The sequence below is a fragment of the Streptomyces sp. NPDC094448 genome (genome assembly GCF_044763775.1).
Classification (GTDB): Bacteria; Actinomycetota; Actinomycetes; order Streptomycetales; family Streptomycetaceae; genus Streptomyces.
The window spans coordinates 34,948-46,618 of the sequence record NZ_JBIWGU010000010.1 but is presented as its reverse complement, the minus strand read 5'-3'; the positions used below and the strand labels follow the sequence as shown (position 1 = coordinate 46,618).

Annotated in this window: 7 protein-coding genes; 1 reads left to right on the top strand and 6 read right to left on the bottom strand. The window is 71.0% G+C overall.

Annotated features, from left to right (window positions below):
* The first annotated feature begins 261 nt into the window (after positions 1 to 261).
* Entirely contained in the window at positions 262 to 1,902 is a 1,641-nt protein-coding gene (locus tag ACIQ9E_RS20310) for a N,N-dimethylformamidase beta subunit family domain-containing protein (protein ID WP_403708912.1), read from the top strand.
* Between the two features lie 88 nt (positions 1,903 to 1,990).
* Here ACIQ9E_RS20310 and ACIQ9E_RS20305 read toward each other — a convergent pair whose 3' ends face one another.
* The 6 genes from ACIQ9E_RS20305 to ACIQ9E_RS20280 form a co-directional block, all read right to left on the bottom strand.
* On the bottom strand, positions 1,991 to 3,274 hold the full coding sequence (locus ACIQ9E_RS20305; protein WP_403708910.1) for a nucleotide sugar dehydrogenase: 1,284 nt from the start codon (positions 3,272 to 3,274) through the stop codon (positions 1,991 to 1,993).
* A complete protein-coding gene (locus ACIQ9E_RS20300; protein WP_403708908.1) occupies positions 3,271 to 4,914 on the bottom strand; it encodes a glycosyltransferase family 2 protein in 1,644 nt (547 codons plus the stop codon). The genes ACIQ9E_RS20305 and ACIQ9E_RS20300 overlap by 4 nt, the downstream gene beginning before the upstream one ends.
* Positions 4,911 to 6,515, bottom strand: coding sequence for a glycosyltransferase family 4 protein (locus ACIQ9E_RS20295; protein WP_403708906.1), 1,605 nt, complete (start codon positions 6,513 to 6,515; stop codon positions 4,911 to 4,913). Before ACIQ9E_RS20295 ends, ACIQ9E_RS20300 begins: the two co-directional genes overlap by 4 nt.
* A gap of 20 nt (positions 6,516 to 6,535) precedes the next feature.
* Positions 6,536 to 9,127: a glycosyltransferase gene (locus tag ACIQ9E_RS20290; protein ID WP_403708904.1), complete on the bottom strand. Its 2,592-nt coding sequence runs from the start codon at positions 9,125 to 9,127 to the stop codon at positions 6,536 to 6,538.
* A gap of 111 nt (positions 9,128 to 9,238) precedes the next feature.
* Positions 9,239 to 10,276 carry a Gfo/Idh/MocA family protein gene (locus ACIQ9E_RS20285; RefSeq protein ID WP_403708902.1) on the bottom strand — a complete coding sequence of 346 codons (1,038 nt, stop codon included), beginning with the start codon at positions 10,274 to 10,276 and terminating at the stop codon, positions 9,239 to 9,241.
* On the bottom strand, positions 10,273 to 11,403 hold the full coding sequence (locus ACIQ9E_RS20280; RefSeq protein WP_006349328.1) for a DegT/DnrJ/EryC1/StrS aminotransferase family protein: 1,131 nt from the start codon (positions 11,401 to 11,403) through the stop codon (positions 10,273 to 10,275). The genes ACIQ9E_RS20285 and ACIQ9E_RS20280 overlap by 4 nt, the downstream gene beginning before the upstream one ends.
* Between the last annotated feature and the right edge of the window lie 268 nt (positions 11,404 to 11,671).

The following is an 11,671-nucleotide window of genomic DNA, read 5'->3' as shown; positions in this document are numbered from 1 at the left end:
CCACCCCCCCCCCCCCGCGGCCGCCCCCCCCCCCGCCGCCCCCCCCCCCCCCCCGCGCGGGCGGGGGGGGGGCGGCGCCCCCCGCCCCCCCCCCCCGCCCCTCGCCGTTGCATCCACCCCAGATTCGTGCATTCCGCATCATTGTTCGCCGAACACCGATAGGACATGAATCCAGCCATGCCTTGATATAGGCGCCGGAAAGGGCGCAACCCTTTCCCGGAGCCTCCCCTCTTACCTCCCGCAAAGCACCGGGAGGAAGCCATGTCAAGACCACCGCGCCGCGTTGTGCTGTCCCTGCTCGGAATCGGTGCCGCCGCCGGCGGCGCCGGTACCGGGGCCGTCGCCTACACCCTGCGCGAGACCCCCCTCCCCAAGACCGCCCGGACGGCCCCGGCGGTTCCCGTGATGCCCGCGGAGCCCATCGCGGCGAACGGGACGCCGCTGCGGAGCATCGCCGAGGAGAACCGGCTGCCGGGCTCCCGCGGCTGGCTCCCCGACGCCACCGTCCGCCGGGCCTCCGACGACCGGACCGGCGACATCATGGGCTACGCCGCCACCACCTCGGCCGGGCACGGCGAGGTGGTCGACTTCCATATATCCGTCGCCCGCGCCCGGACGTACCGCGTCGCGGTCTACCGGATCGGCCACTACGGAGGCCGGGGCGCCCGGCTGATGACCACCAGCCCGCCGCTGCCCGGGCGCCGCCGGACCGTACCGGCACCCGATCCCGGAACCGGAACCGTCGCCTGCGCCTGGCCGGTCTCCTGGAGCGTACGGATCCCGGACGACTGGCGTTCGGGCCTCTACCAGGCCGTGTTCACCTCCGACGAGGGCCATCGCAGCTCCACGCCCTTCGTGGTCCGCGAACCGCAGCGCGCCTCAGCCCTGCTCTGCGTGATCCCGTTCACCACGTACCAGGCGTACAACATGTGGCCCAAGGACCGGAAGAGCGGCAAGAACCTCTACGGCGGCTACCGCCCGGGCGGCGGCGCGGGCGGCTTCGAGCACCGCGCCGTCGAGGTCTCCTTCGACCGGCCCTACTCGGGCTCGGGCACCCCGTCCTGGTTCAATATGGACAGCTCCTTCGCCCGCTGGGCCGAGGAGAACGGCCACAACATCACCTATGCGAGCAGCATCGACCTGCACGACGGCACCGTCGACCCGGCCCGGTACCCCGCGGTCTTCTTCCCCGGGCACGACGAGTACTGGTCGAAACCGATGTACGACGCCGCGGCCCGCGCCGTCGCCTCGGGCCGCAACCTCGCCTTCCTCGGCGCCAACAACGTCTACTTCCACATACGGCTGGAGCAGTCCGCGAAAGGCCGGCCCAACCGGATCATGGCCTGCTACAAGACGCCGGACGACCCCAGCCCCGGCACCGCGGGCGCCACCGTCCGCTGGCGCGAGATCCGGGCCGACGGCGCCCTCGCCGAACAGCGGCTGCTCGGCATCCAGTTCAACGGCATCGTCAAAAAGCCCGCCCCGCTGGTCGTGCAGTCGGCGGACCACTGGCTCTGGCACGGCACCGGAGTGAAGAACGGCGAACGGCTGCCCGACATGATCGGTGTGGAGGCCGACGCCTACAACGGGAACGCCCCGGAGCCCCCGGGGGCCCGCCGGGTGCTGCTCGCGGCCTCCCGCTACACCGACTCCCGGCCGGGCTCGGCACCGCGCACCCAGAACACGGCGGTCACCGAGCAGTCCGGCGGCGGGACGGTCTTCATGGCCGGTACCTTCCACTGGCCCCTCGCCCTGGTCGACGACGACCGGTACACCAACACCCGGCTCCGGCTCTCCCCGGCCACCAGGGCCCGGATCCGCCGGGCCACCGCCAATCTGACCGGACGGCTGACCGGTGGCGGAGGCTCGCCCGGGACCGGGCCCGGCTCGGCGGTGCGGTGAGGTGAGGCACAGGGCGTACGGGAAAGGCCCCCGTACGGCAGCTCGACTGCCGTACGGGGGCCTTCCGCTCCGTCTGCGGGACCGGGGCTCAGCCGCCGATCACCACGCGCCGGACGCCCGCCCAGCGCTCCGGGTCGGTGGTGCGCCGGCCGTCGACCAGGACGGTGACGTCCGGCAGGTCGGCGGCGGCCAGCTCGCGGTACTCGGCGTGGTCGGCCTGGAGGATCGCGGCCGTCACCTTCTCGCCGCCGTGCGCGGGCAGCCCGTGCGCCACCAGCTCCTCGGCCGTGTACATCGGGTCCGAGACATACGGGTTGGCGCCCCGGGCCTTCAGGGCCGCCACCACGCCGTAGACGCCGGAGAACGCCGTCTCCTTGACGCCACCGCGGTAGGCGGCGCCCAGGACCAGCACATCGACGTCCTTCAGGTCGCCGTAGGCGGCGGCCAGCAGGTCGACGGAGTAGTCGGGCATGGCCGCGTTGGCCTCGCGGGCCGATCGGACCACCGTCGCCTCGGGGTCGTTCCACAGGTACATCCGCGGATAGATCGGGATGCAGTGGCCGCCGACGGCGATACCGGGCTGGTGGATATGGCTGTACGGCTGGGAGTTGCAGGCTTCGATGACCTTTTTGACGTCGATGCCGTTCTTGTCGGCGAAGCGGGCGAACTGGTTCGCCAGGCCGATGTTGACGTCGCGGTAGGTGGTCTCGGCCAGCTTCGCCAGCTCGGACGCCTCGGCGGTGCCCAGGTCCCAGACGCCGTTGGGCCGCGGCAGGTCGTCGCGCTCGTCGAAGTCGAGGACCTGCTCGTAGAACTCCACACCGGCGGCGGCCGACGCCTCGTCGATGCCGCCGACCAGCTTCGGGTAGCGGCGCAGATCGGCGAAGACCCGGCCGGTGAGCACCCGCTCCGGCGAGAAGACCAGGTGGAAGTCGGTGCCGGCGGTCAGGCCGGAGCCCTCCTCCAGCATCGGCGCCCAGCGGGTGCGGGTGGTGCCGACCGGCAGGGTGGTCTCGTACGAGACGAGGGTGCCCGGCTTGAGACCGGCGGCGATGGCCCGGGTGGCGGAGTCCATCCAGCCGAAGTCCGGCACCCCGTCGGCGTCCACGAACAGCGGGACGACCACGACGACGGCGTCGGACTCGGCGACCGCGGCGGCGGTGTCGGTGGTGGCGCGCAGCAGTCCGGCGCCGACCGTCTCCTTCAGCAGCCGGTCGAGGTCGTACTCACCGGGGAAGGGCTCCGTGCCGGCGTTGACCAGCTCGACGACCTTCTCGTTCACATCGGCGCCGACGACCTGATGGCCCTTGGCGGCGAACTGAACCGCGAGCGGCAGACCGATCTTGCCGAGCGCGACTACACAGATCTTCATCGGGACATTTTCCTCTTCACACGGGACATGACTTGTCGCACTCGTCCGCTCACGCTCACCTCGGGGCCCCAGAGGGGCGCCGTAGTGATCATCAGTCGGCCGTTGGGGGTGGCATTCGCCGACACACGGTACGGGACCTTCTCACGCCACCGGCGGGCCAGCGGCAGCGGGGTCTCGCCGACCGCCACGGCGACCTCGTGCCGGATGCCGCCGAGGGTCAGGAAGACCCTGGGGTGGGTACGGACGCGGGTGGCCGGCAGCGGGAAGGTCACGCGCAGCACGGTGCCGGTGCCGTCCTCGTCCGGCTCCCGGGTGATCAGGGCGTCGGTCGGGGGCACCGTGTCGGCTTCGGGCATCCGGCGGGCGCCGGTCTTGTCGCTCGCCTTGGAGAACGCCTTGGGGACCAGTCGCAGCGCGACCGCGGCCAGCGACTCCGGGGTGCCGGTGACGGGCACCCGGACCGCCAGGGAGACGGCCATGTCGTCGCCGTTCTGCTCCCAGCCGGCGGCGGCCAGCCGGGTGCCGTCGGCGATCCGCTTGGGCACGGCTTCGTCGTTCAGCCGGAACAGTTCGTCGTCCAGCCCGGCGAGTGCGTCCCGGAAACCGGGGTAGCGGGCGTAGGTGCGCTCGCCCTCCAGGACGAAGGGGACCGCGGCACCGGGGGCCTCGGCCTCGTTCGCCTGCTTCAGCAGCCGTACGTCACCGCGGCGGGCCAGTGCGATCCGTACCCGTGCCTGAACCCCGAGCGACTCGTTGAGCGGTTCGGTCAGGTACTCGTCGGCGAGCTGGGCGATCCCGTTGCAGAGCCGGTACTGGACGGCGCTGTCGAGGGCCGCGAAGTCGGGTCCCTGGACCAGCTTGGTCAGCTCCCAGGTGAAGTGGCGCTTCAGCACCGCGTCCCGGCGGGGTCCGGCCTCGATCAGCCCGGCGGTGTGCCGCATGATCCGCTCGGTGCAGTGCAGCCGGGCGAGGTGGTCGGCGCGGTAGGTGATGTTGCCCGCGTCGCCGCGCTTGACCGCGTAGTAGCAGGTGTAGTCGGCGACGACGGAGATCTTCCGGGCGCGGACGCACGCCTCGATGGTGAACGGCTGGTCGCTGCCGACCGGCAGGTCCTCCGGGAAGCGCAGCTTGTGGCGCTCGATCAGCTCCCGCCGGAACAGCTTGGTGTTGGCGAGGGTGAACGGGAGGGCCGAATCGTAGAGGCTGACGTCCGGATCGTTACTGCGGTAGAGCGCCTGGTGGACGTAGCGCCCGTTGGTGCCGACCATCTTGCCCACCACAACGTCCGAGGTGTGGGTGTCGGCGCAGTCGACGAGTCGTTTCAGCGCCTCCTTCCCCAGATGGTCGTCGGAGCCTATGAAGAACACATAGCGGCCGGTTGCCAGGTCGAGCGCCCGGTTGCTGGGGGCGGCGGGGCCGCCCGAGTTCTCCTGGTGGACGACCTTGATGGTCCCCGGGTAGCGGGCCGCCCACCGGTCGAGTTCCTCGCCGCTGCCGTCCGTCGAACCGTCGTCGACCGCGACGATCTCCAGCTTCTTGCGGCCGATGCTCTGGGCGGTCAGCGACTCCAGGCACTCGACCAGGTAGGGCATGGTGTTGTAGACGGCGATGACGACGGTGACGTCGGGAGCGGCCGTCATGAACCGCTCCCGGGCGTACGTCCCGTGCCGGGCACCAGCTTGGTGTAGAGCCCGTCGAGGACCTCGGCCTGTGCCTCCCAGGTCCAGTTGTCCAGCAGCCCCGGGGTGTCGTAGGCGGCCCGGTACTTCTCCGGGTCGGCGAGCACCGCCTTGATGGCCCGGACCAGGTCGGTGATGTCCTCGGCCCGGCAGACCTCGCCCTGGCCGGTGGAGCGGGTGACCTCCGACATGGTCTTCACATCGCTGACGACCAGCGGCAACCGCGCATGCGAGTACTCGAAGAACTTCGTGATCAGCGCGATCTCGTGGTTCGGCCAGTGGTGGATCGGTATGCAGCCGACGTTCGCCGCAGACAGGAACGGTACGACCTGCCAGTGCGGGACGTACGGTACGGCGTGCAGCCGGTCGCCGGCGCCCAGCTCCTGGGCGCGGCGGAGCAGGCCCTGGATGTATCCGGCGGCGGGCGCCGGGACCACGAAGGCCATGTGGACGCCGTCGAGCTGCGGCAGCGCCTCCACCATGTCGCCGAGGCCGCGCTGGGGGCCCGGGGAGCCGCTGTAGACGACCAGCGGGACGTCGGGGCCGATACCGCACAGCTCACGCAGGTCGGGTACGGGCTTGCCGTCCTTGGAGATCTCCTCCGCCAGCTCGTCGGCCCCGGCGGGCCGGTCGGGCGCGTTGAGGACGACGGTGGGCTGCTCCTTGAGGCCGTGGCGCTCCTTCAGCAGGTCGCCGAGGCCGTCGGAGACGGTGACCACGGCGTCCGCGAAGGGGGCGTACTCGCTCTCGTGGGAGGTGTTGCCCGGGATCCAGTGGGCGTTGTCCTCCCAGGGGCGGACGCCGGGGAGGTACTCGTGGGCGTCCCAGACGAGCTTGCAGGTACGGCCGGCAGCGCGGGCGCGGATGGCGGCCCGGGCGCCGACGCCCAGCATCCGGAAGTCGTTGGCGTGGATCAGATCGGGCTTGAGGGCGTCGATCTCCTTGCCGTACGTCAGCTCGTAGTCCCAGAGCACCGGCTCCAGACGGCGCCAGGCGCGGGGGCCCTTGAGGCTCTTCCAGGAGGCGGTGAAGGCACGGTCGAGGGGGCCGCGCAGGGCGCGGCCGGCCTTCTGTGCCTGGCTGGTCTGGCGGGACCGGAACCCGACCCACTTCTGGACGGCCTTGGAGACCGGGCCGGCCACCGTGAGCCGGACCTTCTCCGCCTTGCGGAACAGGGGGGTGCCGACGGCCTGGGGGGCGACCCGCAGGGCGGCCCGCCGGGTGGCGACGTCGGCGCGCCACGCCTTGGCCCACTGACGGCGGTAAGCGGACATCGGGCCGGGCGGGTAGGCCAGCGGGCGGCGGAGCGGAGAGCGGTGCCGTTCGGCGTGACGCTTGGCGAGGGGGGTCTTCAGCGGGAGCAGCCGCACCTCGGCGTCGCCCAGCTTCCAGGTGCGCCCGTTGCCGGAGCGGACCAGCCCGAGCAGGACCACGTCCCACCCGGCCGCGGCAGCGGACTCGGCAGCCTTCTGGACCCGGGAGTCCCCTTCGACCTTGTTGTCGACCAGCATGACGACGCGTCCCCGGGTGGTTCGGCCCGCGCCGGCATTCTGCGTTTCCATGGACAGCCTTTCTGGCCCGTTCACTTGAGGAAGTTGCTCAGAACCTGAGCTGTCCAGGTTCCGTCGTGGTACGTACGTGCGAACTCCGCCGACTCGGCACCGATCCGGACCGTGGAATCGCGGTCCTCGACCAGGGACTCGATGACCTTGCGCAGATCGCGGGGGGTGGCGTTGACGATGGGCAGGGCGCCGTCCGTGACGGCCTTCACCTCGTCGCTGATGTACCCGACCACGGGGCGGCCCGCGGCCATCGCCTCGACGGCGAAGGTGCCGTAGCTGCCGGTGGTGAACTGGTCGAGCACCAGGTCGCAGCTCTGCACCAGGGCGCGCATCTCGGCCCAGGGGATGCCCTCGGCGAGGCGGAAGTCGATCAGGCCCTCGTCATGGAGTTCGGTGAGTACCGGCATGATCCGGTCGGTGCCCTTGGTCCAGCGCTTGGAGGGCGCGTGCATCACCACGGGCCGCTTGCGCTCCATCAGCGGGCGGTCGGTCGCCCAGGCCGCCACGTCGACGACGAGCGGCGCCCAGGTGGCGGTCGGCAGATCGTCGAGGAGGTCGGGGGTGGTGACATAGAGCGGCAGCCCGCTCTCGTCCGCGATCCGCCGGTTGGTCTCGGCCTTGACCTGGAGCTTCTTGGCGATGCCGTCGGGGGCGTCGTGGAACAGCGAGTACTCGTGCCGCTCCATGTGCTTGCCGGGGTGGCGGATCTCGCTGCCGTGCGCCAGCAGCGCCACCTTGATCTTGGCCTGGCGGAGCGCGGCGAGGTCACCGGCGATATTGACGCCGTTGAGGTGGCCGAAGACCGGCATGAAGGCGTCGACCAGCAGATGGGTGTAGCGGCCGATGATCCGCTGGACCTGCTCGGTCTGGACCGGCAGCTCCGGGAGTCTGGTGGCGTCGACGTAGACGTCCGCCGGGTAGTCGAAGGACTGCGGCAGCTTGTTCATCACGACTTCGGCGGACACGTCGGGGCTCACCCGGGTGATCGCCTGGGCGTACGCGGCGCCTTGGCCCGCGTAGTTCGCGGGGCCGAGACCGAGCTTGATCCTGGTGCCGCGGAGCTTGCGCCAGGTGGGCGCGGACTCGCCGGACGAGGGCGCCGGTGCGGCGACGGCCGCGGGGCCCTCCTGCGCGGTCCACGAGGTCTCGGAGACCGGCGCGGACGGGGTCCTGCCGGAGAGCTCGCGGTAGAGCTTGAGGAGCTTGCCGCTCTGCGCCTCCCAGGACAGGTCCGTGAGGATGTCCTCGGTGATGCGCTCCGCGAGCGCCTTGCGGTTCTCCATGGCGCGGCGGGCGGCGCCCGCGAAGGTCTTCGGGTCCTTCCAGGTGAAGACCTCGCCGATGCGGTGCTCCTCGACGTACGCCTTGACGACCTTCACATCGCTGGTGACCAGCGGCAGCCCGGCCTGAAGGTACTCGGAGACCTTGGTCGGCAGCGAGACCTCGGTATTGGGCACCTTGCGGAACGGGGTGAGGCCGAGGTCCGCGGAGGCGAGGTAGTTGGCCACCTCGTGCTGGGGGACGTACGGCACCAGATGGATACGGTCGCGTACGCCGAGGCTCTGGGCCCGCTGGAGCAGCCCCTCCAGCAGCGGGGTGACCCGGCCGACGACCAGGGCGAGGTGGTAGCCGGGCAGCTCGGGCAGTCCGTCGATCACCGCGTCGACACCGCGCTCCGGGCCGATCCACCCGGAGTACACCATCAGCGGCACATCGGCGGCGAGACCGCATGCCTCGCGCACCGAGGTACGGGAGGTACCGCTGCCGATGACCTCACGGACCGGGGAGTTGCCGACGACCAGCGGCAGCTCGGGGAGCTTGTGGTCCTTGCGCAGCAGCTCGGCCATCTGCGTGGAGACCGTGACCACCGCGTCGGCGCGGCCGATGAACTCGGCCTCCACCGCGGGCAGCGCGTACTTCTGGTGCGGGTTGGGCCACTCGACGCCCTTGATGTACTCATGGGCGTCGTACAGCCAGGCGCAGGTGTGGCCCTGGGCCCTGAGGCGGGCCGCGCTCCGGCCCGCCGTGACGATCATGGTGGCGTCATTGGCGTGGATGACGTCCGGCTTGAGCTTCTCGATGACCGGGCCGAAAGCCAGGTCGAGATCGACGATCTGGGGCCAGTCCAGCCGCCAGTCGCCGACCGGCCCGGCGTCCTTGGGGTGGCTGCGGCGCTGCTCCCAGCGGAATGCCTTGACCCGCAGCCGGTGCACCGTCCGGCGGGCCCGCAGCAGCACCTTGAGGGAGGTGCGCCGGGACGAGCCGACCCAGCTCGTCTCGGCCGACCGCTGCCGGGCCCAGTCGTGGTAGGTCGCCGTGTAGAGCTTGAGCGCCGACGGGTCGTGGATCCGGAACTGGGTGGCGGCCGCCCGTACCGCGTGGTTCTTGCGCGCCTTGACCGCACGGAGGAAGTCGGTGCCGACGGGGATCCGGATGACGTCGACGGAGCCCATCCTGGTGCGCTGGACTCGCTTGGTGTCGCTCCTGCCGATCAGCGTGACGTCCCACCCGTCGCGGGCCGCGGCGATGGCGGTCTTCTGAACCCGCGAGTCGCCGGTGATTCCGTTGGCGACGATGACCGCGAGCCGCGGTCGCCGGGCAGGGGCTTGCATGACGTACTTCCTCCGTGGGAGCCATGGGGTCGGCCTCCCGGCCGCCGGTGAAACGGCCGGGAGCCGGTGGTCAGCGATGGTCGGGTCGCTGCGGACGGCTGGTCGACCAGGTCAGCCGTTGCCGGGGAACGCCGGTCCGCCCGTCTCTCCGAGGGCGACCGTGACACCGGACGCGGCTGATTCGAGGACGGCCGCGGCTACCTCGACCGTACGCGTTCCCTCCCGCAGTGTGCAGATATCGTCGGACTTTCCGAGAACAGCATCGCGGAACAGCTCGTGCTCGACGAGCAGCGGCTCGCGCTTGGCGATCGCGTACCGGATCATGTCGCCCTCGGCGACACCGCGGAACGCCTGGAGCGCCTCCCACTCGGTGGCCAGGGCGGCGTTCGAGTAGAAGGTGAGGTCGGCGGTGAGGGTGTCGGCGATGAAGCAGCCGCGCTCACCCGTGACGGAGGTGAAGCGCTCCTTCATCGGGGAGAGCCAGTTCACCAGGTGATTGACCATCGTGCCGTCGGAGAGCTGGCCCACGGCGGAGACCATGTCCTCGTGCGGACGGCCCGACTTGGAGACGGTGCGCGCAGCGATCGATGTGTACCGCTGGCCGGTGACCCAGCCGGTGAGGTCGATATCGTGGGTGGCCAGGTCCTTGACCACGCCGACATCGGCGATCCGGTGCGGGAAGGGGCCCTGGCGGCGGGTGACGACCTGGTAGACGTCGCCCAGCTCACCGGCCTCCAGCCGCTGGCGCAGGGAGCGGAGCGCGGGGTTGCAACGCTCGATGTGGCCGACGCCCGCGACGAGTCCACGGGACTCGAAGGCCTCGACCAGCTTGCGCGCGCCCTCGACGCTGTCGGCGACGGGCTTCTCGATGAGCGCCCCGACACCGGCGCCGGCCAGCTTCAGACCGACCTCTTCGTGGAGGGCGGTGGGGCAGGCGACGACCGCGTAGTCGACGCCCAGCTCGATGAGCTGGTCGACCTCGGCCAGCACGGGGGCGCCCTGCGCCCAGCCGTTCTTGTCACCCATCGGGTCGACGACGCCGACGAAGTCGACGCCCTCCAGACCGGCGAGGACTCGGGCGTGGTGGCGGCCCATCGAACCGAGGCCGATCAGACCGGCCCGCAGGCCGGCGGCACCCTGGGTGGTCACAGGTTCTCTCCAAGCTCGTTCACGGCGGCGACGATGCGGTCGAGGTCGTCACGGGACAGCGACGGGTGCACCGGCAGGGAGACGACCTCGGCGGCGGCCTGCTCGGTCACCGGCAGGTCCCAGTTGCGGCCGGCCTTCTGGTCCGGCTCCCAGAACGGCCGCAGCCGGTGGATCGGGGTCGGGTAGTAGACGGCGTTGCCGATCCCGGCCTCGGTGAGCTTTGCCATCGCGGCGTCCCGGGCTTCGGCACCACCGGCCACCCGGATCGTGTACTGGTGGTAGATGTGGCGGGCACCCTCGGCGACGACCGGCGTGGTGATGCCCGGCGCGCTGATGTGCTCGCTGAGGTACGCGGCGTTGGCGATGCGCTGCTCGGTCCAGCCCGGCAGCTTCGCGAGCTGGACCCGGCCGACGGCGGCGGCCACGTCGGTGAGCCGCATATTGCAGCCGACGATCTCGTTGGCGTACCGCTGCTCCATGCCCTGGTTGCGCAGCAGGCGCAGGGTACGGGCGATCTCCGCGTCCCCGGTGGAGACCATGCCGCCTTCGAGGGAGTGCATGTTCTTCGTCGGGTAGAAGCTGAAGGTGCCGCCCGCGCCGAAGGCGCCGACGGGCGTGCCGTTGAGGGCGGCGGCGTGGGCCTGGCAGGCGTCCTCGACGACGGCCAGCTTGTGCTTGTCGGCGATCGCCGTGATGCGGTCCATGGCGGCCGGGTGGCCGTAGAGGTGGACCGGCATGATCGCGGCGGTGCGCGGGGTGATCGCGGCCTCGACGGCGGCCGGGTCGAGACAGTACGTCTCGGGGTCTATGTCCGCGAAGACGGCGTCGGCACCGACGAGACGGACCACGTTGGCGGTCGCGGCGAAGGAGAAGGAGGGGACGATCACCTCGTCGCCGGGCCCGATGTTGAGGGCCATCAGCAGCAGGTGCAGGGCGGAGGTGCCGGAGTTCACGGCGACGCAGTGGCGGCCGTCGACCAGCTCGGAGAAGCCCTCCTCGAAGGCGGCGACCTCGGGCCCCTGTACGACCCGGCCGCTGCGCAGTACGCGGACCGCGGCCTCGATCTCCTCGTCACCGATGACCGGGCGGGCAGCGGGGATGGGCTGCCTGTTGCTGCTGCTCGTCATGGACGTCCTCCTAGAACACCAAGAGCTGTCTGTGGCAGGAGGTCTGGAGAATGAGCGGACGTCATCTGTGCGGCCGCGCACACCCCATCCGGCGCTAGCCGACGCCCTACCGAGGATCTGGACCGGGTCCTGCTAGCCGGACCGGGCCGGTCACCCACCGTAGTGTCCGGGACTGGATCCTCACCCGGCAGCGACCGCCGTCACATTATCAGGGATTTCGGACCCCTTTTCGGGGACGTTCAGGCCTCCCCGGCATCAATTCGGAGAC

What these genes read in the sequence shown, in the direction of transcription:
- ACIQ9E_RS20310 (WP_403708912.1), top strand. Translation starts at nt 262, where the DNA reads ATGTCAAGACCACCGCGCCGCGTTGTGCTGTCCCTGCTCGGAATCGGT.
- ACIQ9E_RS20305 (WP_403708910.1), bottom strand. Translation starts at nt 3,274, where the DNA reads ATGAAGATCTGTGTAGTCGCGCTCGGCAAGATCGGTCTGCCGCTCGCG.
- ACIQ9E_RS20300 (WP_403708908.1), bottom strand. Translation starts at nt 4,914, where the DNA reads ATGACGGCCGCTCCCGACGTCACCGTCGTCATCGCCGTCTACAACACC.
- ACIQ9E_RS20295 (WP_403708906.1), bottom strand. Translation starts at nt 6,515, where the DNA reads ATGGAAACGCAGAATGCCGGCGCGGGCCGAACCACCCGGGGACGCGTC.
- ACIQ9E_RS20290 (WP_403708904.1), bottom strand. Translation starts at nt 9,127, where the DNA reads ATGCAAGCCCCTGCCCGGCGACCGCGGCTCGCGGTCATCGTCGCCAAC.
- ACIQ9E_RS20280 (WP_006349328.1), bottom strand. Translation starts at nt 11,403, where the DNA reads ATGACGAGCAGCAGCAACAGGCAGCCCATCCCCGCTGCCCGCCCGGTC.